The 21,808-nt window shown below is 49.5% G+C and carries 37 protein-coding genes; 5 read left to right on the top strand and 32 right to left on the bottom strand.

The features are described from left to right. The first annotated feature begins 75 nt into the window (after positions 1 to 75). The 3 genes from FYJ53_RS17425 (at position 76) to FYJ53_RS17415 (ending at position 2,453) form a co-directional block, all read left to right on the top strand. The gene (locus tag FYJ53_RS17425) at positions 76 to 900 is read left to right on the top strand and encodes a carbon-nitrogen hydrolase family protein (protein ID WP_227930289.1); all 825 of its coding nucleotides are present in this window, start codon (positions 76 to 78) and stop codon (positions 898 to 900) included. A 435-nt stretch (positions 901 to 1,335) separates the two neighbouring features. Further along, positions 1,336 to 2,016 carry an XRE family transcriptional regulator gene (locus tag FYJ53_RS17420; protein WP_013380444.1) on the top strand — a complete coding sequence of 227 codons (681 nt, stop codon included), beginning with the start codon at positions 1,336 to 1,338 and terminating at the stop codon, positions 2,014 to 2,016. Positions 2,017 to 2,036: 20 nt separating this feature from the next. Then, a complete protein-coding gene (locus tag FYJ53_RS17415) occupies positions 2,037 to 2,453 on the top strand; it encodes a secondary thiamine-phosphate synthase enzyme YjbQ (RefSeq protein WP_013380443.1) in 417 nt (138 codons plus the stop codon). 34 nt (positions 2,454 to 2,487) lie between these two features. Here the strand turns inward: FYJ53_RS17415 and FYJ53_RS17410 are convergent, their stop codons facing one another. The 9 genes from FYJ53_RS17410 to FYJ53_RS17370 all read right to left on the bottom strand — a co-directional run bounded on the left by FYJ53_RS17410 (position 2,488) and on the right by FYJ53_RS17370 (position 8,735). Further along, complete coding sequence (locus FYJ53_RS17410; RefSeq protein WP_148428898.1) at positions 2,488 to 3,693, bottom strand: ABC transporter permease subunit; 1,206 nt, start codon at positions 3,691 to 3,693, stop codon at positions 2,488 to 2,490. Next, positions 3,693 to 4,580 carry an ABC transporter ATP-binding protein gene (locus FYJ53_RS17405; RefSeq protein WP_154557529.1) on the bottom strand — a complete coding sequence of 296 codons (888 nt, stop codon included), beginning with the start codon at positions 4,578 to 4,580 and terminating at the stop codon, positions 3,693 to 3,695. Before FYJ53_RS17405 ends, FYJ53_RS17410 begins: the two co-directional genes overlap by 1 nt. 11 nt (positions 4,581 to 4,591) lie before the next feature. Further along, on the bottom strand, positions 4,592 to 5,347 hold the full coding sequence (locus FYJ53_RS17400; protein WP_154557528.1) for a hypothetical protein: 756 nt from the start codon (positions 5,345 to 5,347) through the stop codon (positions 4,592 to 4,594). Further along, a complete protein-coding gene (locus tag FYJ53_RS17395) occupies positions 5,337 to 5,864 on the bottom strand; it encodes an RNA polymerase sigma factor (protein WP_154557527.1) in 528 nt (175 codons plus the stop codon). The genes FYJ53_RS17400 and FYJ53_RS17395 overlap by 11 nt, the downstream gene beginning before the upstream one ends. A gap of 388 nt (positions 5,865 to 6,252) precedes the next feature. Beyond that, on the bottom strand, positions 6,253 to 6,492 hold the full coding sequence (locus FYJ53_RS17390; protein ID WP_154557526.1) for a helix-turn-helix transcriptional regulator: 240 nt from the start codon (positions 6,490 to 6,492) through the stop codon (positions 6,253 to 6,255). Then, positions 6,489 to 6,710 carry a hypothetical protein gene (locus FYJ53_RS17385; RefSeq protein WP_013380435.1) on the bottom strand — a complete coding sequence of 74 codons (222 nt, stop codon included), beginning with the start codon at positions 6,708 to 6,710 and terminating at the stop codon, positions 6,489 to 6,491. The genes FYJ53_RS17390 and FYJ53_RS17385 overlap by 4 nt, the downstream gene beginning before the upstream one ends. Continuing rightward, positions 6,698 to 7,255, bottom strand: a complete 558-nt coding sequence (locus FYJ53_RS17380) for a hypothetical protein (RefSeq protein ID WP_090412365.1) — start codon at positions 7,253 to 7,255, stop codon at positions 6,698 to 6,700. The genes FYJ53_RS17385 and FYJ53_RS17380 overlap by 13 nt, the downstream gene beginning before the upstream one ends. Continuing rightward, positions 7,239 to 8,078, bottom strand: coding sequence for a phage regulatory protein/antirepressor Ant (locus tag FYJ53_RS17375; RefSeq protein WP_154557525.1), 840 nt, complete (start codon positions 8,076 to 8,078; stop codon positions 7,239 to 7,241). Before FYJ53_RS17375 ends, FYJ53_RS17380 begins: the two co-directional genes overlap by 17 nt. 69 nt (positions 8,079 to 8,147) lie before the next feature. After that, a complete protein-coding gene (locus FYJ53_RS17370; protein WP_154557524.1) occupies positions 8,148 to 8,735 on the bottom strand; it encodes a DUF6431 domain-containing protein in 588 nt (195 codons plus the stop codon). 383 nt (positions 8,736 to 9,118) lie between these two features. On the opposite strand from FYJ53_RS17370, the gene FYJ53_RS21700 reads away from it, so the two are divergent. After that, on the top strand, positions 9,119 to 9,244 hold the full coding sequence (locus FYJ53_RS21700; RefSeq protein WP_256168567.1) for a hypothetical protein: 126 nt from the start codon (positions 9,119 to 9,121) through the stop codon (positions 9,242 to 9,244). A gap of 64 nt (positions 9,245 to 9,308) precedes the next feature. On the opposite strand, the gene FYJ53_RS17365 is transcribed toward FYJ53_RS21700, so the two are convergent. The 6 genes from FYJ53_RS17365 to FYJ53_RS17340 all read right to left on the bottom strand — a co-directional run bounded on the left by FYJ53_RS17365 (position 9,309) and on the right by FYJ53_RS17340 (position 12,610). Continuing rightward, complete coding sequence (locus FYJ53_RS17365; RefSeq protein ID WP_090412360.1) at positions 9,309 to 9,515, bottom strand: helix-turn-helix transcriptional regulator; 207 nt, start codon at positions 9,513 to 9,515, stop codon at positions 9,309 to 9,311. A gap of 6 nt (positions 9,516 to 9,521) precedes the next feature. Then, positions 9,522 to 9,833 carry a DUF6442 family protein gene (locus tag FYJ53_RS17360; RefSeq protein WP_154557523.1) on the bottom strand — a complete coding sequence of 104 codons (312 nt, stop codon included), beginning with the start codon at positions 9,831 to 9,833 and terminating at the stop codon, positions 9,522 to 9,524. 141 nt (positions 9,834 to 9,974) lie between these two features. After that, positions 9,975 to 10,319: a TIGR04076 family protein gene (locus FYJ53_RS17355; protein WP_013380425.1), complete on the bottom strand. Its 345-nt coding sequence runs from the start codon at positions 10,317 to 10,319 to the stop codon at positions 9,975 to 9,977. 34 nt (positions 10,320 to 10,353) lie between these two features. After that, complete coding sequence (locus FYJ53_RS17350) at positions 10,354 to 11,298, bottom strand: DMT family transporter (RefSeq protein ID WP_154557522.1); 945 nt, start codon at positions 11,296 to 11,298, stop codon at positions 10,354 to 10,356. 64 nt (positions 11,299 to 11,362) lie between these two features. After that, positions 11,363 to 12,151 (bottom strand): class I SAM-dependent methyltransferase, encoded by a 789-nt coding sequence (locus FYJ53_RS17345; RefSeq protein WP_154557521.1) that lies wholly within the window; start codon positions 12,149 to 12,151, stop codon positions 11,363 to 11,365. 39 nt (positions 12,152 to 12,190) lie between these two features. Further along, positions 12,191 to 12,610, bottom strand: coding sequence for a pyridoxamine 5'-phosphate oxidase family protein (locus tag FYJ53_RS17340; RefSeq protein WP_337926993.1), 420 nt, complete (start codon positions 12,608 to 12,610; stop codon positions 12,191 to 12,193). Between the two features lie 512 nt (positions 12,611 to 13,122). Between FYJ53_RS17340 and FYJ53_RS17335 the strand changes: the two genes are divergently transcribed. Further along, positions 13,123 to 13,470: a hypothetical protein gene (locus FYJ53_RS17335; protein ID WP_154557520.1), complete on the top strand. Its 348-nt coding sequence runs from the start codon at positions 13,123 to 13,125 to the stop codon at positions 13,468 to 13,470. A gap of 69 nt (positions 13,471 to 13,539) precedes the next feature. Here the strand turns inward: FYJ53_RS17335 and FYJ53_RS17330 are convergent, their stop codons facing one another. The 17 genes from FYJ53_RS17330 to FYJ53_RS21230 form a co-directional block, all read right to left on the bottom strand. After that, the gene (locus tag FYJ53_RS17330) at positions 13,540 to 13,887 is read right to left on the bottom strand and encodes a GNAT family N-acetyltransferase (protein WP_154557519.1); all 348 of its coding nucleotides are present in this window, start codon (positions 13,885 to 13,887) and stop codon (positions 13,540 to 13,542) included. Positions 13,888 to 13,903: 16 nt separating this feature from the next. Beyond that, positions 13,904 to 14,449: a methylated-DNA--[protein]-cysteine S-methyltransferase gene (locus FYJ53_RS17325; RefSeq protein WP_013380414.1), complete on the bottom strand. Its 546-nt coding sequence runs from the start codon at positions 14,447 to 14,449 to the stop codon at positions 13,904 to 13,906. A gap of 20 nt (positions 14,450 to 14,469) precedes the next feature. Then, positions 14,470 to 15,144 (bottom strand): DNA-3-methyladenine glycosylase, encoded by a 675-nt coding sequence (locus FYJ53_RS17320; protein WP_154557518.1) that lies wholly within the window; start codon positions 15,142 to 15,144, stop codon positions 14,470 to 14,472. A 128-nt stretch (positions 15,145 to 15,272) separates the two neighbouring features. Beyond that, positions 15,273 to 15,737, bottom strand: a complete 465-nt coding sequence (locus FYJ53_RS17315; RefSeq protein ID WP_154557517.1) for an HTH domain-containing protein — start codon at positions 15,735 to 15,737, stop codon at positions 15,273 to 15,275. Between the two features lie 50 nt (positions 15,738 to 15,787). Beyond that, complete coding sequence (locus FYJ53_RS17310) at positions 15,788 to 16,123, bottom strand: CGGC domain-containing protein (RefSeq protein ID WP_154557516.1); 336 nt, start codon at positions 16,121 to 16,123, stop codon at positions 15,788 to 15,790. Positions 16,124 to 16,153: 30 nt separating this feature from the next. After that, positions 16,154 to 16,303 (bottom strand): hypothetical protein, encoded by a 150-nt coding sequence (locus FYJ53_RS17305; RefSeq protein ID WP_013380409.1) that lies wholly within the window; start codon positions 16,301 to 16,303, stop codon positions 16,154 to 16,156. 104 nt (positions 16,304 to 16,407) lie between these two features. After that, positions 16,408 to 17,037 (bottom strand): CatB-related O-acetyltransferase, encoded by a 630-nt coding sequence (locus FYJ53_RS17300; protein WP_013380408.1) that lies wholly within the window; start codon positions 17,035 to 17,037, stop codon positions 16,408 to 16,410. Positions 17,038 to 17,150: 113 nt separating this feature from the next. Continuing rightward, positions 17,151 to 17,693, bottom strand: a complete 543-nt coding sequence (locus FYJ53_RS17295; RefSeq protein WP_154557515.1) for a helix-turn-helix domain-containing protein — start codon at positions 17,691 to 17,693, stop codon at positions 17,151 to 17,153. 151 nt (positions 17,694 to 17,844) lie between these two features. Then, a complete protein-coding gene (locus FYJ53_RS17290) occupies positions 17,845 to 18,078 on the bottom strand; it encodes a DUF2922 domain-containing protein (protein ID WP_154557514.1) in 234 nt (77 codons plus the stop codon). A 42-nt stretch (positions 18,079 to 18,120) separates the two neighbouring features. Beyond that, positions 18,121 to 18,306, bottom strand: a complete 186-nt coding sequence (locus tag FYJ53_RS17285; protein ID WP_154557513.1) for a hypothetical protein — start codon at positions 18,304 to 18,306, stop codon at positions 18,121 to 18,123. A gap of 55 nt (positions 18,307 to 18,361) precedes the next feature. After that, complete coding sequence (locus FYJ53_RS21235) at positions 18,362 to 18,520, bottom strand: hypothetical protein (protein WP_195840268.1); 159 nt, start codon at positions 18,518 to 18,520, stop codon at positions 18,362 to 18,364. 14 nt (positions 18,521 to 18,534) lie between these two features. Then, positions 18,535 to 18,834: a hypothetical protein gene (locus FYJ53_RS17280; protein WP_154557512.1), complete on the bottom strand. Its 300-nt coding sequence runs from the start codon at positions 18,832 to 18,834 to the stop codon at positions 18,535 to 18,537. A gap of 756 nt (positions 18,835 to 19,590) precedes the next feature. Continuing rightward, complete coding sequence (locus FYJ53_RS17275; RefSeq protein WP_154557511.1) at positions 19,591 to 20,601, bottom strand: peptidoglycan-binding protein; 1,011 nt, start codon at positions 20,599 to 20,601, stop codon at positions 19,591 to 19,593. After that, positions 20,601 to 20,867 (bottom strand): phage holin family protein, encoded by a 267-nt coding sequence (locus FYJ53_RS17270; RefSeq protein WP_154557510.1) that lies wholly within the window; start codon positions 20,865 to 20,867, stop codon positions 20,601 to 20,603. The genes FYJ53_RS17275 and FYJ53_RS17270 overlap by 1 nt, the downstream gene beginning before the upstream one ends. A 2-nt stretch (positions 20,868 to 20,869) precedes the next feature. Beyond that, the gene (locus FYJ53_RS17265) at positions 20,870 to 21,178 is read right to left on the bottom strand and encodes a hypothetical protein (protein ID WP_270658218.1); all 309 of its coding nucleotides are present in this window, start codon (positions 21,176 to 21,178) and stop codon (positions 20,870 to 20,872) included. A gap of 57 nt (positions 21,179 to 21,235) precedes the next feature. Further along, positions 21,236 to 21,385, bottom strand: a complete 150-nt coding sequence (locus tag FYJ53_RS17260; RefSeq protein WP_013379625.1) for a CD1375 family protein — start codon at positions 21,383 to 21,385, stop codon at positions 21,236 to 21,238. Between the two features lies 1 nt (position 21,386). After that, positions 21,387 to 21,808 (bottom strand): hypothetical protein (locus FYJ53_RS21230; RefSeq protein WP_195840267.1); only part of this gene is annotated, 422 nt, incomplete at its 5' end.

The following is a 21,808-nucleotide window of genomic DNA, read 5'->3' as shown; positions in this document are numbered from 1 at the left end:
ATTAAAAACTTCTTTCAGTCTTTTCAGTTATAATAAAAGAAACCGCAAATTATGGCGAAAAAACCGGAGGTTCCCATGAAAACAAAGTTCGCCTGCTGTCAGATGCCGCTGACAGCGGATAAGGAAACAAATATAAACACTGCTGAAAAAATGATCCGTGCCGCTGCGGCGGATGGCGCCGGGATGGTGCTGCTGCCCGAAATGTATGTATGCCCCTATGCCGGGAGTGATTTCCTGACCGCGGCCGAGCCTGCGGACGGGCCTGCCAATACCCGTATGTCCAAACTGGCCGGGGAACTGGGAATCACGCTGTTCGCTGGCTCCATCCCCGAGCTGGAGAATGGGCATATCTATAACTCCTGTTTCGTATTCGGCCCGGATGGCCGCCTGCTCGGAGGGCACCGGAAGGTTCATCTTTTTGATGTAGACGTCAAAAACGGTATCTCCTTTAAAGAGTCACATGTTTTAACTGCTGGAGATTCCATCACCGTTGTGGAAACCCCCTTCGGCCCTGTGGGCGTGGCGGTTTGTTTTGACATCCGGTTCCCTGAGCAGTTTCGCATTATGGCAGAACACGGGGCAAAGCTGGCAGTACTGCCCGCCGCCTTTAACATGACTACCGGGCCTGCCCACTGGGAACTGGCGCTGCGCTCCCGGGCTGTGGATAACCAGCTCTATATCGCAGCCTGCTCCTCTGCCCGGGATGAAAAAGCCAAGTACGCGGCCTGGGGACATTCCTGCGTAATTGGCCCCTGGGGCGATAGAATCGCCGGTCTTGATGAAAAGCCCGGAACGGTCTCGGTCGAAATCGACACTCGTGTCGTTGACACAGTCCGGGAGGAGCTGCCCATTCTGTCAGCCAGAAGAACAGATCTGTACAGAGTGGAGGAAATAAAGTGATTGAGCTTATTTTTAGAGACAGCCCTGCCGGAAGTCTGAAATGGGCAAAATCCATGAAGCGCGGTTGCCAGAGATACTGAACAACGTAAAAACGACCGGATCGCTCCGGCCGTTTTTGTTTCGTTTACGGATCTACTGGTCCTGGTGGGAATAATTATTCCGCATTTTCACATAGAACAGGCGCCAGTATATCGACTCAATCAGGTTTTTTAACACTATTTTTCCACCCTCGATTCTTTAGTTTTTGTAAACGAATTTGTACTTGTATTATATACCCTGAACTCAGAAAAATCAATTGTATTCAGGAAAATACACGCAGGCTTTAAGAGAGACCGCGCTATAAGGTTGTGTTACGTAATATATATAGAAGATACATGTCTTGATATTGTGTTTTGCACTCGTTTGGTGTATGATATACAAAAGCGGAGGTGTACGATGGATAAAAAACATACCGTCGATAAGCAGGTCTTTGGCCAGCGTCTAAAATACCTGATGACAAATTTCAATGAAACCACCTATTCGATGTCCCGGAAGTTTAACCTTTCTCCCCCGAGTATTTCACGTTATACCCGGGGCGAGATGGCACCAAAAATCACCACCATCCGGGAGATGGCAGCGTACTTTGACGTCAGCCCTCTGTGGCTGATGGGCCGGCCGGGCTCCATGTATGAGCGCGAGGTGCTCGACGACACCGAACCCTTTGGGGCGGAGGTGACGCTTTCGGTTTTCGGGAGCATCAAATACCAGCTGCCGGTTTTTTCCAACGAGAAAACCATCCACACCCTCACACTGCCCAGCGACCAGCTGGCAAAATGGGGCCCGGTCTTCGCCATGGAGATTACCGACGCCAGCATGGAACCCACACTCATGAAAAACGATTTTGTGGTGGTCAGGCTCAACACCTTTTTAAAATCCGGCGATCTGACCGCCCTGCATGTGGGCGAGTCGGATCTCAAGATCCGGAAGGTCTCTTTCCGGAAGAATCAGGTTATTCTCCAGCCCCACAATCCTGCCTTTGAAGTGGAGATTTATGACCTTAATAAGGACAATGTTCAGGTCATCGGTTCCGTTGTTTATCAGAAACGCGTCTTTGAGCGCTTCTTTGAATGTTATTAATTTTATTTATAGGAGGACTTATGAAATCTTATCGAAAAGAACTGCATTTTAACCTGCCGACCCGCAGAGGTCTTGTCAATATTACACCGGATGTCGAGGCGGCGCTGGCCGACAGCGGAATCCGTGAGGGCCTGGTGCTGGTCAACGCCATGAACATCACCGCCAGTGTGTTCATCAATGATGACGAGAGCGGCCTGCACCACGATTATGAGGTATGGCTCGAAAAACTGGCTCCGGAAAAGCCCTACAGCCAGTATCATCATAACGGTTTTGAGGATAACGCCGACGCACATCTCAAGCGGACCGTCATGGGCCGCGAGGTGGTCGTAGCGGTCACAAATGGCCGTCTGGATTTTGGAACCTGGGAACAGATCTTTTATTTTGAGTTTGACGGCAAGCGCGATAAGCACGCGCTCATCAAAATTATCGGCGAATAGAAAGAGCACGGCGCATTTTTGCGCCGTGCTCTTCTTAATAAGCTTCTCTTTTTTTGTGGGACAGTATGGTCAGCAGGATAAACAGCGGGATCTCCACTGCGGCAAAAAGAATATAAGCGTAGGGCAGCCACAGGGTAAAGCTCCCAAGGTGAAGGAACTCGAGGCTGTTGAGTGTCAGAGCGTAGTAGAAGCTGTTCTCTATGGCCGTTCCGCCTGAGGGCAGCAGCGCGTACAGCCATTTTACATTAACGCCCGCAAAGCCCAGGAAAACAGGCAGAAGGGTGACGCAGAAGCTGATGATGAGCGCTGTTGTGGGCGATTTGCACCGGGAGGACACAAACAGGCTGCAGGAAGCTGTGGCCAGCAGGGTGAGAATACCGGCAAAAAAAGTCATACGCACCATATCGCCCACGTTCATGGGGGCGATCCCCCAGGCCGCAAAGGCGGTCTGAAGGGAGGATGAAAGCCCCTCCCAGCCAAAAATGCTGTTTAAAATAATCAGATAAACACCCATGCTGACGACTGCTATGGCTAAAACCAGGATAAGCACCGCCAGTGACCGCGCGGCGCCCAGCCTGCCTCTGCCATAGCGGGTACAGCGCTGGATATCATCGGCCCGGCTATGGTAGTCCGCGGAAAAAACCGGCGCGGCCATGGCGGTACAGAACAGCCCAAGAACCAGGAGCAGCAAAACGATGATATCCGGACTGGTATCCCCATAACCGTAAACATAATTAAAAGGAGTTTCTACCCTGCTGTTAAGCGCCAGTGCCGCTTGCTTTGCCTGCGGCGCGTTGGCGTATTTATCCGCCAGCTGGTTTTCAATATTGCGGAGGCGCTGGGCGTAAAAGCCTCCCACCTCGTCGGCGCTTGTGATTTCAGAATCGTCAAAGGCGCTGAAAATCCAGCTGAGGGCCGGCTGAATTGGCACTATTTTTTCTTTATAAACCGAGGCCGGCATTTTTTCCTCATAAGCATTTGATGTGTTGATATATGTTTCAAAGGCGGACTCCAGCTTTTCAGGTGTAACCGCCCCATAAAGAGGCCTGTAGGCTTCCTTGACCGCTGCGACTGCCCCCAGGCCAATTTTGGCTTCTGGGTCATCCCGGCGGCCATAGCTGACGTTGTCCACCACCATCACGCAGAGCAGCAGAGCGACCACCAGAGACGCGGCGCACAGTATCCATACCATACGGCTCCGGAAAAGACGTTTAAATTCCATATAGAGTACGCTAAGCATCACCGCACCTCCTCTGTGCCTGAATCCTCTGGGAAAAGCCAGAGGTATAAGTCCTCGAGACGCGGCGTTTCTGGCGCTGAGCCCGGCAGTACGGGGTTTTCTGCCAGATAGCGAAGTGAGACCCGCCCTCCGGATTCGCTCCGGATATTGGCGATACGGACAAGGCGCTCACATTTAAACAGATCGCTTTCAGACACCTCGGTACGCCATACGCGGCCCTTCATAACGTCCACCAGCGCATCGGTGCTGCCTGCCGCAATAATCCGTCCGTCCTTCATGACAGCGTTGCGGGTGGCAATGTTTTCCACGTCGGATACAATATGGGTGGAAATTAATATAATCCGCTCTTTCGCGAACTCGGCCAGAATATTTCGGAAACGCACCCGCTCGCCCGGGTCCAGGCCGCTGGTGGGTTCATCCAGAATCAGGATTTCAGGATCGTTGAGCAGGGCCTGGGCAATCCCTACTCTGCGCTGCATGCCGCCGGACAGCCTGCGGATCTTTTTGTTTTTCACATCGCTCAGCGCAAGCATCTGGAGCAGGCGCTCAATTGTCAGAGACGCGTCCTTTTTGCCAATCCCCTTCAAAGCGCTCATATATTCCAGATAACTTTTTACTGTAAATTCAGGATAAAAGCCAAAGGTCTGGGGCAGATACCCGAAAATATCCCGATAGCTCTCCCCCAGGTCGTCAATGCTTAAACCGTCGTAAAACACACCGCCAGAGGTCGGCTTTAAAATGCCTGCCACCATGCGCATCATGGTGGTTTTTCCCGCGCCATTGGCACCCAGAAGCCCCCAGATGCCCGGCGTCAGCTTCAGGCTGACATTGTCCACGGCCAGCTTATCCTTATATTGTTTGGTCAATCGGTTGATTTTAAGTTCCATCGTTTCACTTCCTATTCAATGTGATAATCTCTGATGAGCTTCCGGCACTGCACTAAAACAGCCGCGCCGCAGAGGACCGCGAGCACCGCCAGCGCCCCGGTCTGCTCATAGATGCCTGGTTTCAGATTTCCAGCCAGCCACAAAGCCAGAAAAAGCACGCCGCAGAACAAAGTGCCAAAGAACAGCAGGCGCTCTCCGGGCGCATGCCGGATGATCAGGAGGCTGCCAAGGCAGGCGGATAAAAAGGGCAGCAGCAGATACACCGCAGCGTCCAGCCCGCTCAGGCTGGTCTGCCAGATGGCTGCGGCAAAGGTGACGGCCAGAATGAAAAAGTCCGTCAGCCCCAGAATGAGCAGCCGGCACAGAATGAGACCCGGCAATGATAAACGTGTCGCTGCCTCCATCTCAACCATACGGTACCTGAAAGAGCGGCTGATGCCCGGCAGGCTTGTGGCTGCGATTAACACTGCGCACAGGCTGAGCAGCTCTGGCAGGTGACGCGGCTTTATGGCGTTTAAATCACCGCCAAGAACGCTGTTTAAAACCAGAAAGAGGGCAAACAGGGCACCGCCCTGCAGAAGCCAGACCCAAACGCCGCAAAAACGTACCTGCGCCAACAGAAACGCTGGAAAGGATATTTTCTGCCGCTGACTGCGGCCGGCATAAAGCCCGTATGCAGCCTCCTTTGTCGCTTCCAGATGCTCCTCGGATACTGGAACCGGCGCCTTTAAGGCTCTCCTCATTTTCTTTTCTAATTTATGATTCATGGCATAGCTCTCCTTTTAACAGCTGTTTTTTAATTTTTTTCAGGGCTGCCCTCAGGCGTGACTGAACAGTGCGCATGGGAAGCCCGGTGACCTCCGCGATCTCCCGCAGGGTAAGGTCCTGAGCGAAGCGCAGAAGCACCAGCTCACGGGCATCCTCCGGCAGCGCCTCTACCATACGGATAAAATCCGCGTCCGATTCCGCGCGGCCAAAGCCGGCTTCATCATAGGTGAGGTTTTCCGGCAAAGGTTCCTCGTCAGCTTTGCGCCACGCGTCGCGGCACACATTGGCGGCGATTTTATAGAGCCAGGCCCTGAAATGCCCCTGGTGCCGGTAGCTGTCCCAAAAACGCACCACTTTAAGAAAGGTTTCCTGGGCAGTGTCCTCAGCGGCGGTTCTGTCCCGGGTGTGCCAGAGGCAGTACCTTAAAATATCCGGATAATAGTCATTAATCAGCCTATCCAGTGCCTGCCGGTCGCCATTTTCAATTTTTCTCAGTAAAATATCTTCACGCGTCAAGTTTTTCCTCCTCCGGGCGTCCCCTTGTATTATATAACGTTTGAATCGGCCATGAGGATTTAATTTAAGAAAACTTTTTTTAAAAGAGCACAGCGCAGAAATGTGCTGTGCTTAGGGCTGTATAAAAACTTTAATATAAGAAGCAATGCTTTAAAAAGAGTGTTGTTTAATGGAGAATGTAGAATTGAGAATTGAGAATGATTGGACCCTTTTTCTGGTGAAAAAGCGATTGAAACAGCGGCCTTTGGCCGCAAATCCAATCAAAATGCGCAGCATTTTGTCCCTCTAATTCTCCATTCTGCATTCTCAATTCTCCATTGAAGCAGCTTTGATTCAGGCTTTCGGCTTTTTTCTTATCTGGATAAAAGGCGCAGTCCCGGGCTGTGCGTTACAGATATTCACGGTAGAGGATCAGGGAGAAGTGGCCGATAAAGCTGGGAGGCTCCTCCGGCAGGGGCTTACCAAAATATCGGACAAGCTGATCGAGGGTGTAGGCGCTGATGGAATCGCCCCGCTCAGCCCTGAAGATCGTTTTATCGCTCACGCCAACGGCCTCTGCCAACTGAGGCTGGGTAAGGCCTCTGGCGTTTCGATTGCCACGTACCCAGCGGGCAAGCTCAATGCTCATTGTTCGTCTACCCACTGGAGCCTGAGCTTAAGACCCGGTACATTGTCCTCGGCATGCCCCAGGATATCGGCAAAGGCATCCTCGGCCTCGGAAAGGGTGCGTGCCATCAGGCTGATGTGCAGGGTGCCCTCGGCCATGCAGTCATACTCGGTATAGGCAGGGTTGGTGTCGAACCGCTCACCGTAAAGATCGGCGTAGGTTTCCTTTAATAGGCCCATTTGGCTTCCTCCTCTCTTGCTTTCTGCTCTCTTAAGTCCTGCTCTGCCCAGAAACGCTGAATATCATTTGGGTATTTCAGAGCCAGTTCTCTGCGCTCCTCCTCGGTGAGGGCCGGGGGAATCCAGAACCCGCAGGGATTCCCGGCCTTGGCGGAACCCATGCCGTTATCCCCCGCTGCGGTCCATACCCGCAGGCTGGTGTGGTCCTCCAGACAGATGGTCGTCTGGATTGTTTTGTGGTCAAAGGGCTTTAAGGCATACTGATAAACGCCGCCGGCCTTCCGGTAATCGATGCGCCCATCCCGGATCAGCCGGCTTCTGTAGTAGGCGACCTGCCGCCGGTCCTCAATGTTCAAAAAGGCTTTGAGCCCGGGATTATCCACCTCAAACCATACGGGCCAGCGCCAGTCGCCGCCTGGGTCTCTGACAGCGCTCTGGTTGTTCTGGTACAGCAGATAAATCCAGAAGCCTTTGTATTCCAGCCCCCTTCTGGGGTGGCGGCTGAGCCAGGCGAAAAAGGCGAGAAATTCACTCAGCAGATTCATGCTGTTCACGCTCCAGTACAGGATACAGGTTGTTTTCTCCAAGCAGATCGTACAGAAAACGCCGACCCTTCGGTGTCCACTGCAGGCTCTCCACCACCTTGGCAGTGCCATCCTTTTTATAAATGGTGCCGGTCTTGGTAGCCGCGTAGCCCTCGGCCTGGTAGTCCGAGTAAAGATACCAGCGCTTGCCGATGCGGTACTGTACGCCCAGACTGTGCAGGAGGCGGTTCATAAACTCGGCGGTCATACCATAATCCTTGGCGATGCCGGTAATGGGTGTCAGGCCTTTATTGTCGAGCACCTTTCTGGCGTACTCGGCTTCAGACTTCAAGTTTTTGATGATATCCTCTGCCTCCAGCACCGCCATGGCCATGAGGGCGTCGCCCTCGGGCAGCGCTGGCGTCTGGCTTCGCAGCTTTTCCTCCATCTGGTTAAAGGCCTGCATATAGCGGATCTTCCATTCCAGGGCCCGGGAGCCGGTAAAGCTCATGATGAGCAGGGTGAAGCCGTCCCGGGTGATCTGATAAGCCTTTCGCTTCCTGCCCGCCGAGTCGGCGTAGGACCAGGGAATAAAGAGACCGGCACAATTCTGCGCTGTGGTCTCCCGGTTAAGCTGGGCGATGCGCCGCAGCACACTCTTGTGCTCCTTGCCAAAATCCGAGGCTACCCGGCGGCTTGATACCACAGGCTGCTCGCCGCACAGGGTGACCACCACATTGGCGCATTCCATATCTGTCCGCGCCGTATTTTCCATTATTTCCTGATTTTTTGCACCATGAACAGAGCCGCGGGTGTTTCCCGGGCGTTCTCTGTTGTCTTTCATCACTGTACCTCCAGTTTGATTTAAGAATTTCATCGCTTTTGGATGATACAGACATCTTAGCACGCAGGCTCAGCCTGTGTCGCTGCATTGCCAGTACAAAGCGCCAAAACGGTTAACGTTCATTTTGACCGCCCGGAGATACCAGCGGTCAAATCCAGCCGCAGCGTCCCGCAGAGTGGACCATAAATCCGCGGATCTGCAATCCTCTTCACAAATGGACAGGCGCATTCCCATCTCGGTAAACGCCCACAAAAGCATCACGAGCTGACCAGCCATCTTTTTGAGCATCCGCCGGACCGTGCTTGGCGAACAGGGCACCTCGTTTCTGCCATCGGCGACCGCCTGGTGCACTTCGGCATCGTAACGGCCATAAGGCACCAGAATATCTGGAAGGTCGCGCTTTGGATGGGTATGGTTGTAGCAGGCTTCATTATCACAGACCACACGGCGTATCTCGACTTTGCTGGGGGTGCCGTCCATGCCAGTAAAGCTCCGCCCGTCTTTACCGCTTAAACGGCTCCTTTCGTGCATGGGAGCGCCGCAGTCCGGGCAGCAGGGCATTTCATCGTAGATGAATTTATAATAGTTCAGCGGGGTTCTTCCATCCTCCTTCAGGGTCTCCTCCACCAGCTCCAGCTTTCCCTTTGAGATCAGCATTGTCCTGCTCCCGCTGGGATGTTAAGTTTTTCACAATAAAAAAGGAACTGCCAGCGTTCAGCCTTCAGTTCCTTTTTGGGTGACAGCCAGTGTCCCTTTAGTGTTTTATTCGATTATGCCCGGTGTGCAGTGGGAACAAATAAATATAAGCGCTTCCCTGCATGACGCTCCCCTTTATTTAAATTTAAATATGATAATTTTCTCTTTAAGTAATGTGCTTTTATTTTAACACATCTTGATCAGAACAGACAATCTATTTCAGCTTAAACTGCGAAATTTCCTAAACCACTTGGCATTCGCGCGCGGATACCGGGACAGCGCATTGCCTTCAGGCCTGTTCTGAATTATAATAGGATTACTCTATGGACAGGAGGTTCATATCATTGGGAACTTTTGAATTTAACGGCGAAAAGTGCGCGCAGGCTTCCAGACATCAGAAGGAATGGGGCAGCCGGCTGATATCCGGACTCAGGCTCAGGGGTTGTGAAGCCATTCTGGATCTGGGCTGACGGCACCTGCTTTGAGACCTTCCGCAGGATCAAGGTGACCGCGGTGAAGTAAATAAACACAAATTTAAAAATAGAACAGCTCCTCGAACTTCTTATCCAGGGCAATGCACAAAATCAATGCTAATTTTGCCGTTGGGTTAAACTGACCCGTCTCGATGGAGCTGATGGTGTTGCGGGAGACACCAACCAGCTCGGCCAGAGCGGACTGGGACAGTTTCTTTTCCTTTCGGATTTCCTTTAAGCGGTTTTTTAGAATTAATTCCCCGTTCAAAGCCCTTTACCCCAGTACAGACAGCACAAAGCTTGCGAGTGATGCCAGTGACGCCACCCCTCCCGCGATGGTTGTGACAAGATAAGCCTTTTGTTTTGTAAAACGGTATTTAGGATAGGCCTCTGCTGAGAGGAAGGCCCAGAACATGGCCATGGGCGCATAATTTGACTGGCCGTTGAACAGGTTAAACAGCACAATAAAGATAAAAACAGCGGAAAATGCCATTGCCCCAATTCTGCGTCCTCTGTTTTCGGCTTCAGTCATGCCCTCATCCTTTTTTTCCAGACGGCTTTTAGCTAAAATTTCTTCTTTATCCATAATGCTCATCCTCCATCTTTCTGCCAAGTTTTATTGGCACTATTATCATATCACCGCCAAGTGTACTTGTCAATAGTACGCCAGAATTTTTGAGCAAAATAAAAAAGCAGGAGAATGCTCCTGCTTTTCTAAAGACTCATACTAACGCACTGGCGTATAGTTGATCTGCCCCTCCTCGTCGGTGGCTTCCAGCTTGAAAATAACTGGCCGCAGCCCATCGTTACAGCTGCAGATGGCTACGCCGGGTTTTTTGATCCAGTCGCCATAATAAAACAGCTCCTTATCCGCGCCGTGGGCCAGAGCAAAGGCATACTGGTAGATGGCTTTCCAGGCCTCATCACAGAGCCCCTCAGGCTTTGCGTAGTCGGCATAAAAGGTCTGTCCCTCCCTGAGCATAGGGCAGGCGGTAAGGCCGTCCACCCCGTACTCCTCTGCCAGATCCTGATTCAGCATTGTTCTGAGAACCGTGATTTTTACCTTTTTCATGATAATTTCCTCCTTTAATTTAGAATACAGTCATTTACTCAGCATTTTTGGCGTTCCTTCTGTTAGGCCGGGCAGACTTGCTTTTGCGCGTCAGATTCGCCAGATAGACGCCGCCGATGACAAAGAAAGCCCCTGCCGCCTGAAATGTGGAAAATTGTTCCTTCAGGAAAAACACGCCCGCCAGAATGGAAACCACGGTGGATATCCCCACAAAGGACGCTGAGCGGTTGGTGCCAATCGTGGCGATCGCCAGATTGTAAAGTAAAAAGGCCAGGATTGAGCAGCCAATGCCCTGGTACAAAACCGCGGTTAAAAGAGCAGGATTCGTAAAAGGAGCGGATAAAAATTCCGGCAATGTGCCGGTTCTCAGGTTCTGGACAAGGGCAGCAGCCGTAAAAACGACGGCGCCGAAGGCAATCATCACATAGGTTTTTTCCGCGCTGGAAAAGGAAACGGCTTTTTCAGAAAAAACAGAGTACAGGCTGTAGGAAATCACGGCCATCAGGAGCATAAGATACCCCAGCGGGTTAAAGGAGGCCTCCATCCCCTTGGAGAGGACACAGACCATCACCCCAGCCATGGTGATGCACACTCCTGCAGCCTGCAGCTTCGTGGGCTTTTCCTTTAGAATCAGTCCCCCTGCTATCAGGGTCGCTGCCGGTATGACGGAGAGAACCGCGCCGCTTTCCGAGGCAGTGGTCAGGCTGATGCCCACAGTCTCACCCACAAAATAGATCACCGGCTGGAAAACGGCAATCCAAAACAAAGGCAGCAGCCGCTTTCCTCTCAGGCTGATCTTAACCACTCCCAAAGACACACACAGATTGATGACCAGAAAAGCGGTAGCGAAGCGCCAGCTCAGCAGCGTGAGCGAGTCCACCGACGTGGTGGCATGCTTGGTAAATAAGTAGCTCAGCCCAAATAGTATCTCACAGAAAATGGCGCAAAGGCAGCCTTTGATTGTTTTCTTTTTTTCCATGATTCCCTTGTCTGACCTTTCCATTATATTTTTTAATTTAGAGAAATACTGGCAGCGGCCATGCTTATCGTTTCCTCAGGACGCTTATGGCAGCGTAGTGCCGAACCTTGAATTTCTCTGGCGCGGCCGCGGCCAAAAGATGTCGATGCTCCGCATCAAAGGCGGCGATGTCCTCCTCAGGCAGAGACGCCTCGATCCCTCGGCAGGCTTTCATCCGTCCGTTCCAGCTCTCCCGGCTGAAAGGCACCCTTAAATCAAAAACCTCCTGGCTTTCAATGGTAAAGTACTGGCTGTAGATTTCGGGTATGGCAATGGGGTGCCTCTTTTCTCCGCAGCCGGTCCATTCAGGATTATACTTTAAAACAAGAGCCTCGCTCTGCCCCGCAACGGGGTCTTCAAAAGGCAGCCAGGCCATGTATAGGACAATTAAGCGCCCCTGGGCGCAGAGTATTTTAGACAGCCTGGGCGCGAGGGCTTCATGGTCAAAGTAGGTAAAGCACTGGCACGCGGTGACCACGTCAAAGCTTAAGTCTGGTAAATCCATTTTCTCGGCAGGCATACAGAAAAAGTCAATCTCTGCCCGCTGCTCCTCTGCCAGGAGGATGGCCTGCTGAATCTGGTTTTCCGAAATATCAATGCCCGTAAAGGCTGCGCCGTATGGATATAAATTGCGGGGCAGCACGCCGGTGCCGGTGCCCATATCCAGCACACGCTGTCCTTTGACGCACGCGCCCATGTCCAGGATTTTCTGGTAAAACTCCCGGGGGTAGATATCCCGGTATCTGGCGTAATCCCGCGAGGCACGCCCCCAGTCAAAGCCGCGTCCGTTATCGATCTCTGCTTTTTTAATCATGTCCCGCCTGCTCTCTCATGCCTGTAAACCGCATGTCCTTTACACTTCAAAATCTTCCGAATTAAAATTGCTGTAATAGCTGCCCTTCGTGGCTGTGAATTTCAGCACGCAGTAGTCTGGGTCTGTAATGCCTTCACTGTAATACATGGTATCACCGTCCCGCCAGATCCGCTCCTTGGCCTCGGGCGTCTCTAAAACCTCGACGGTTCCGCTCAGGCTGGCTCCACGGAAATAACGCCTGTCGACGAAATAGATGCTCGCCTTAGGGTTTTGAAGGAAATGCTTTACCTTATTGGATGAGGTATTGGTGGTAAACCAGAAAGTTTTTATTCCCTCCCGATCTCTGGGCTTCAGCATGGCCCTTGTGACCGGATATCCCTCCCCATCAATATAGCTGATCAGGGCCATACTGGCTTTATCCGCCATATTGCCGACTGTCTGTTCTGGGTTTCTCATCATTTTTGCAGCCTCCCTGCTTTTTTCGACTTTTTAGCTAAGGTAAGTATAGCATAAAAAGAAGGCATGGCGCAAAAATGCGCCGTGCTCCATATACAAAAGATAGCTGCACCCTATATTATCTTTTAAATAATATTATCTATATTGACTATAGGGCATTCTTTTATTTTGATACAAATAAAAAATTTTCCAAATCCGCCGGCCATTCTTTAGTGTTTCTTAAAAAAATTATCTACCTTCAACAAAGAAGTATTGGTTATTTTCAAATTATCTGAAAAGCTTCTAAACGTTTTTAATATTAAAACAACCTTTTTAAGTGATTCTACTTTTGTATCTTTATATAGACATGGTGTTATATAGATTTTAATGAATATTTATGAATGCTAATTACCATAGAGAAACCTATATTCTAAATATAGCAAATTTTTACCACTTTTTTAACTTTGTCATATAATAAATCGTGGTATAATAAAAGAAAGTAATGGTTTACCTGAATGCAGAAAGGGGGTTTTACCATGACACAAATATCTTTCCCTTTATTTTCCGATTCTGATATTACAATAATACAAATTATATTTGATTGCATTGTAAATTCCACTCAAAAAGATGCTCTGTATAACGGTCAAGATGCTCTTCTCGAAAAAGTTAAGATCAAAGTTACTTCTGGAAACACGGGCTTTGATCGACCTGAGCTCGAGCTGATTTTTCAGACGCTGATTGAAGGGCGGTTGATCTATAGTGGTGAAATTCTCCAAAGGGAAACCGCTGTCAAAACCGAAGATGTCTGTATCTTTTCACTGAACCATCTGATTCTGAAACTTGAGAAAGAACTCAGAAGATTAGGCAGCAGTGTGGTCAGCTGATTTACCAGACATATCCCCTCAAGCCCTCTGTTTGCAGTGGGCTTGAGGGTTTAAAACCGCCAGAACAGGCTATTTCCTTGTGCAGTATTGGGTTATATATCTGTTCGAATTGATGCCGCAATTCTTTAAAGCGACCATTGCGTTTTTGACCAGTCTGCTTGCAATCCCCTGCATTCTATAATCAGGATGAACCGCTGTGTGATGGATATAGCCTCTGCGTCCATCGTTTCCAGCCAAAATCACACCCTGGATACGGCCATTATTTACTGCAACAAAACATGTATCAGGATTTCGGTTTAAAAAACGTTCAATGCCTTCTTTTGAATCATCTAAATCATTCAAACCCATTCCTTTACAAAGCGTCCAAAGCGCATAAACCTTGTCATAATCGTCAATGATCATCCTTCTAATTTTCATTGTTAGCTCTCTTATTTTACAGCGCCGTTCCCTTTTTAGGAATAAAAAAGCCCGACATCTCTGTTTTTTCCAGTGTGAGCAGCTTTACTTTTTTATCAATGCCGCCCGCGTAGCCTGTCAGGCTGCCGCTCGTTCCCACCACCCTGTGGCAGGGCACAATAATGGAAATGGGATTATGCCCCACAGCGCCTCCGACCGCCTGGGCGGACATTCTGTCAGTGCCCTTTTGCTCTGCGATTTTATCCGCGATTTCTCCGTAAGTCATGGTCTGCCCAAAAGGAATGGTAAGCAGTATCTCCCATACTGCCCTGCGAAAGGGACTGGCGTCAAGCAGCAGCGGCGGCGTAAAATCAGGCGACTTACCCTGAAAATAAATATCCAGCCAATTTTTTGCCGCATCAAAGACAGGCAGCTCCCCCGCCACGTATTGCTCTGGCAGCGTATCACCAAAGTATTTCTGCCCGTCAAACCAAAGCCCTGTCAGCGCTGCGCCGTCGCTGGCAATGGTAATTCCGCCCAGGGGCGAAGCATAGTGAGTGGTATAAATTCTTACATCTGACATTTTCATCCTCCTGCTTTCAATTATTCTGTGGCTTTACACGTCTTTTTCTTTTTAACAGGCTTTCTCTTTGGCGCGTAATCCTTCATCTCAGGAACCGCGCCGCCTGCCACAGCCCAAAGGTACAGGCTCGCAACACTGCAGTAGGGACTGTAGCGCCTGCGGTACCGCTCAAAACGCTCTCTGTCAATCTCCCGATGATGGTACACCATGCGCAGGCCGCGCCTAATGGCCAGATCGTCATAGCTGAAAACATTTTGACGCTCCATACAGAACAGTAAAATCATTTCTGCGGTCCATACGCCAATGCCCCTTAAGGACACAAGGCTGGCGATGGCCTCCTCGTCGGATTTATCCCAGATTCCCTCCAGATCAAAAGCGCCGGTCTTAACCTTTTCTGCAAAGTCGGTAATGTACGTTGCTTTGCGGAAACTGATTCCAAAGGCCTGCAGCCGCTCGATGCCCGCGTCCAGGATGACGTCCGCGTTTAAGGTGCCGAGGCCATCGTTGATCCGTTGCCAGATCGTCGCCTGGGCCTTTGTTGAAATCTGTTGGCCAACAATATGGTGAACGACCGATGCGAACAGATCCGTATCCGCGGCGCGCTCAATCATCCCAATTTTCTCAATGACTTCACCCAGTTTTTTATCCTTTTGCTTCAGATAATCGGTTGCTTCTGTGCTGTAGCCGAAATTCATTTGCCGCGCACCTCCAATCTTGACTTGTACGATAACCATATAACAAATCCAAACGATATACGACTGAAATATCGCCAATACGATCACATAATGTCCAAAGAAGAACACTATGGCAAGGATTTTAAATTCTACTTCTTTTTAAACTTAATTCTATAATCTTTAGGCTCACTTTCTTTTAAACAGAACCGCAAGGACATCACCGTTACCGCCATGCGGTATTTGGCGCTTTCAGAGATCATTTCATACCGGCCCTGCAAAAGGTTCTCGACATCCATTACTTCAACACCTGACATTTTAGCAATCGTCTGCTGTGACAGGCGGTGATAGTTGATCAGCACACCCAAAAATCCAGCCAGCTCCAGGTCTCTATCCTCCTCGGCGCTGAGATACAGGGCAGCCACTTTATCGAAAACACGGCCGCTATCCAGATTTTCATCTGAGAGAAAATCCAGTTTTCCATCTGAAAGCCAAAGGATCTGCTCACGCGTTAGAAAAAGATAATTTGAAAGTGTCTCAATACTAAACCCATAATCCATGATCAGAGCCTTCAGCCAGTTTGAAATTTCATCAAAACCAATTTTTTTAAGATTCATAGGATTCCTCCGGATAAGTGAAATTATCTAAACAATCATCCCAGAAGTACTCAATGCGTATAATCAATAATCTGAATCTCTTCATCCTTCAGGTCATTCTGGACAATCTCCTTCATTTTCCTGGCAAATGGGCATGGATAGCCGATAGGGTTTCCGTTCTGGATACAGGAGGCAAAGGCGATGGTGTCCGCCCCTCTTTTCACAAGCTCTCTTGCCCTGAGAATGGCTTTCTTTCCAGGGCACCCACCGCAGCTGGTAAAGCCGATAAGCTCAATATCTTCTGTTACATTTTCAAAGGCACCTTTTCTTTCCTTAATCACTTTAAAATCCATGGTTCCCGGACAGAAATCTTCTGTCTGCATACATCGGATAATGCCTAATTTCATCGTATTTCCCTCCAATTTAAAAGTTTATTACTATAGCTTGTTGGCCCTGTCCTTTTCTCCGCAGAGCACCAGTGCCGGGCATGCGATTTCTCCATCGTCAAGGGATAGATAGTAAAGCAGCGGGTCCAAGCTCAAATTCAGTTCGTTCTGGCCGAGCCCGTGAAGAAACAGGGTGGACATATTCTGATTTCCTCCGGTTCAGTAACTATGGCTTTAGTATAACATAAAACGAGAGGCACAGCACAAAAATGTGCCGTGCCTCTGTTTCGATCATCCGGTCAATTTTATTTCAGCTGTCCGGTACAGCCTTTTTGTATGGCGGCGAGGTTCCGGGCAATTCTTTCCCTGGGCCAGTCCCACCACTTTATTTCAAGCAGATCGGCAATGGTCCTGTCGGAAAAACGCTTTTTAATGGGCCGGGCGGGCACCCCGCCCACGATGGTGTAGGGCGGAACATCTTTTGTGACCACCGCCCGGGCGCCGATGACTGCCCCGTCACCGATGGTCACGCCAGCCAGTATGACCGCCTCATAGCCGATCCAGACATCATTGCCGATGACGATGTCTCCTTTATTGTCCCAGGACGCTGCCACGTCTCGTGGGTCAAGGTCCCACTCCTCAAAAAAAAGCGGGAAGGGATAGGTTGAGAGCGAGCGCATGGTGTGGTTTGCGCTGTTAAACAGAAAACGCGCGCCGCAGGCGATGGAACAGAATTTCCCGATCAGCAGCCGGTCGTGGTTTACAGGGTACTGGTATAAAACATTGTTTTTCTCAAACAATGCGGGGTCGCTGGTAAAGTCGTTATACATGGTATAATCGCCAACCGTTATGCTGGGGTTGGTGATCACATTCTTTAAATAAATCGTTTGTCTGTCACCCGTACGGGGATAGATTTTTTTCTCTGGAATAGTCATTTTATCCTCCTGTTATTTTAAAATGATTTGCAGGCTATTCCAGTCATTACAATGCAGCGTTTCAAGAAATACCACCTCTCTTTTCAACTGCATCAAGCATAGCACAGATGGTGCTATTCCACAATCTTTATTTTACCCCAGCGCCGCTTTACCTTAACCGCATACTTGAGGGTATAGGAGACGCAGCCTTCCGCCAGAGCATTCTTTATTTCCAAAATTTCCCGATCAAGGGCCTCCTCCTCACGATACCAGCCCAGCACCGTGTTATTGTCTCCCCAGAAAGAGCTGCCGTCCACGCCGAACAGGGCGTATTTGGGCGCATCTTTCCTTGTCCTGAACCGGGGGGACGCCTGTACACGGCAGCAGTTCACAATTGATTTTCCATCAAAGGAGGCGATTAAAATCCGCCCGGTCTGTCCGCTGCCTTTGGCGCCGGCGTGTTCCTCCCCGCCGACCTCTGTATTCAAGCTCATCAGACGGTCCAGAGAGACCGATAACACCTCTGAAAGGAAAAGCAGCTTCTCGACCTCGGGGTAGCCGTTTCCCTGCTCCCATTTCGATACAGCCTGGCGGCTCACCTTCAGCTGTTCTGCCAGCTCCTCCTGGGAGATACCCCGCTCCCTCCGGATCCGCCTTAAATTTTCGCTAAAGCCCATGTTCAGACACCTCCGTCCCTTTTCCTCTTATTTTAACCGAAAGTGTCCCGGCCGTCTACCAGCCGTTGTTTGCATATCCGCAACCTGGGGTGGCGCTGTCATCATAAAAGGGGCACAGCGCAAAAGTGTGCTGTGCCCCAGGGGTTTTCCGTCAGATCTCCAGTTCGGTCTTTCGGACGGTTTTATCAACGTATTCGTAGCTCTTAAGCTTCTGGTAGGCAAAGCCGCCGGGGTGGAAAATATTCTGCGCGATGACGATGTCAGCCGCCGCGGTAATCTGCTCTTGGGTAAGGCCGTCCAGATAGTCGGGCAGGCTCAGGGTATCGGTATCGCCGTTTTCTAACAGAAATTCCAGATCCAGGCTTTTTGTGGTGACAGTTTCCATTTTTTTCTCCTTTCGTGTTTTTTAGATAACCTTAGCGCCGGGTCAGGCGGTCTCAATATTATCGTAATACATCACATTGGTAATATCGCTGATGATGGGGTCCATCAGAGTGCCCAGGGCTTTGGCGGTGCGCACCACCGCCTCGGGTGTGGCGATGGCTTCATCGGTGCTCAGACCACTGAAGGTCTTAAGCTTTTTCTTGATTTTAGTTAATGCAAAAAATCGCATAAAAAAAGCACGACAACATGCGTGCTCGATGAATCCCTATACTAATTATAGTAACTTAGCTAATGTGGTTTACTTTCTTTTTAAACTCCCGTACAACTTCCTCAACCGTCATCCCCTGAAGTCGATCCTGTGTTTGCTGGATGATGCCATTCACAACCCCATCCTTATAGAATACATCCAAATAGTAGCCTTTGTACTCTTGCGCTATTTTCATTTTTATCCCCCATTTTAATTTAAATATTTTAGGTCTTCCAGTATTTCTTCCCTGGCCTTTTTCTCCTCTTTTAGCGGGTCGAAAATAATGGCCGTCCATTGCTTTGTTCGGTTGTCGAAAAGCAGCTCCGCATTCTTCTTATCCGTTATGACAAGATAGCGCAGTCCGGGCGAGCCGCAGCGGATAAAACCTTTCTTAACTTCTACAATTTCTTTAATCTCGTATTGCTTCCCATCGGCGTAGAACCCTTTTGGAATATACTTAGTGCACATCTTTAGTAGATCAACCCTTACGTTACTGTACTTACGTCGCATAAAACCACCTCACCAAAGAACGTTTGTGTCTAAATTATAGAACTTTCGTTCTCAAAAAGCAAGCGAGACAAATTCCATCTATTCTTAGGGATTATTATATACACGACAATAAAAAACTCCCGATCCGAAGACCGAGAGCTCTAAAAAAGGAAAAGTTAGTTGGGAGAGTAATTTGTATTTTAAAAAGTAAGAGGTATGTGTGTTCGAGATTAATTATACCCCTGCGGAGTGGATTTTAAACAAAAAGAAGCCCTCATGGGCTTCCCAATCTCATATTTAAACCATAAAGCTATAAAACGCTATGACGACAACGGCACCCAAGAGCTGTAATAGGACAAAAATCAGGCCGATCCACTTCCCTATTTTAGCCTTTTTATTTGATGGATCTGCCGCCAGTTCTTTGTTTCCTGTGATGAAAGCCAATACTCCAAGTGCAATAGATGCATAACCAATATACCGAAGTATCTCGATACCGGTCCAACTCCCGATGATCGCGACGACCTAAAGGCCCAGTGTAAACATTGCGTATAAAAATGCTCTCTGACCAAATTCAGGATCGCTGGTGGGCTGCTGATTATTGTTACCAAACATATCTTTCTCCCCTTTCCTATGTTTACCTTAAGTATATCACCTTTCTTAAGATGAAACAACAAAAAACAGCCGCCCCGAAGGACGGCCTGAATACACGAGATTTATACGATAAAATTAAAAGAATCGACTATTCAAAGCCATTTTATCGCGAGATTTGCACGAGAATTAAATCCCTAAAGCAGCTCTGGTCAGATCGCCACAGATGCCGTCCACTTCCAGTCCATTTTTCGCCTGGAAGTCTTTCAGCGCAGCAATGGTGACCGGTCCCGCACCGCCATCAATCGCTACATCATAACCATGACATTTCAGTGCCTCCTGAATCCGCGCGATCTCGGTCATGAGCGCAATGTCCGTCTTGATTCCGTACTCACCGTCAACGGTTAAGCCATGGAACCGCTGGATGCATTCACAAGCGTATTGGCTTTCGGATCCGTAGAGCGCATCTTCGGTTAGCGGACCTATCTCGCCCCAGTAGCCGCAAAAATTGCAGTCTCTCTGGAACTGGCGGATATTTTCGTCGGGGCCATCACCGTAAGAAAGGTAATAGCTGCCACTGAAGATGGACGTAAAGCCATACGGGTTATCATTGCTTGGCTGTGGGTCTGGCGTCGGTGTTGGTTCTGGACTTGGCGCCGGAGCGTTTCCGTCATAAGCGATGCCCAGATAATCCAGAATCCCGTAAGCCACTGCCTGTCCGTAAGCACTCGCGTTTAACAGCGTGTTGATATCCGCTCGAATCGAACCGGTTTCAAAAATACAGCCGGTCATATTGGTGTCGGTCACTTCCCAGTCGTCACGCTTTAAAATGCCGCGGGTGCCAATCCCCATACGCAGCATCACAGAAGCGTTAATACACTGTGCCAGCTGATAGCCGCTGTTGCTGTTCGGATGCACAATTGGATAGGTCCCAGACGGTGCCTGGTTCCAGTCGCAGTGCAACGAAACGTATAAATCCAAACCGTGGTTATTCGCGTATTCTACGCATGCGGAAATATTCATATCATTTTCCGGATAGTCGGTATGCACATCGACGCCGTATTTTCTCAAAACCTCGATGGCAGCGCCGACGATTGGCTGCATTAAACCCGCTTCAGTATAATCGCCGTCGACACAGCCAGAATCCCAGTTGCCATTACTGGAAATACCATGCCCAATTGCTAAAAAAATACTTGCCATTATTCTTTATCCTCCTTCTTTTCATTAATCCCATTTACCACCTGCTTCCACAGCTGGTTCCCATAAACCGCCGCTGCGGCTGCCAGAATGCCCTGGATCGCCGCGGCCACATTAAACCCGCCGATACCAAAGCCCAAAGCAACGCCTAAAACGCCGATGACCCAGGGGATTAACCAGTTGGGTACTTTGGGTGTGCCCTTTAAAAAAAGTCCCAGCACGTAGAGCACAGGGACTAAAATCAAGAAGTCTTGTACGATATATTCCATGTCTACTCCTCCCTAATGGGCAGGTCTTTGACCCGCTCATACAATTCTTTCGCTGTTCCATTGCCGCCCATGTCTTCGTATGGCTCAAACATGTGCTCCAGATTCTTTAAATCCGAAACGGTTACCCAGCCGCGTTTGATATAAAAAGTGCACGCCTGATAAATCCGGTCGTGTAACATGCTTTGAATCCCTTCTTCGATCACAGCTACTCTTTGTGCCTGGATTCGAACAGGCTGCAGCACCAGCTTTCCAAAGGCCACCAGTGCTGTGATGCCGATGGCGATCTCCACAATTAATCTAAAATGCTCCACTCGGTTGTCCTTTCAAAATCGAAAAAGGACGTCAATCGACGCCCTCTTCCTGAATCCTTACGCGTATAACTTCCCACGTTTGTCCACTTCTGCCTTGACCTGCGCTCTTAAAAACGCGGGTACCATCGGGCAATTAAACTCTGCTGCATCTTCTGCGGTTAAGGCTCTTAAGCCTAACTCAACTAAATCTGCGTACATTGCGACCATTCTATTCACCCCCTCCCTGTGGTTCTAACATCTGTAAGATGGTTTCAAACATTTCTGCCTGGGCCAGCTGCTGCTCAATTTTGTCTGCTTCCTGCTTCTCAATGGCCTCAGCTGTCGCTAACTGCTGCTGGAGAACCTGTTCCTGCAGCACCTGGGTCGGGCTTGGCGGTAAATCCGGAATCTCTGGTGTATATTCCTCAATCATGTCAAAAAGACTGCCAGTATCGGGCATGATTTCTTTGCAGCGAAAGTTCTTGCCTTTGGCTTCCTCTTCAAAATATCTTTCGTATTCTTCGTCTGTTACAAGTACATCTGAAGGCATAATTCTAAAGAGATCCGGGATAACAAACCCAAAAGTCCTTTCATCTCCGGCTCGAAAATAGCGTTGGTTTCGATCAAAAATCTCTAAATAGCCAAAAAGCC

Source organism: Eubacterium sp. BL-380-WT-2B (assembly GCF_009696115.1).
GTDB classification, from domain to species: Bacteria; Bacillota; Clostridia; order Eubacteriales; family Eubacteriaceae; genus Eubacterium; species Eubacterium callanderi.
The sequence above is the reverse complement of the archived record's forward strand: the minus strand, read 5'-3'. Positions and strand labels throughout refer to the sequence as shown.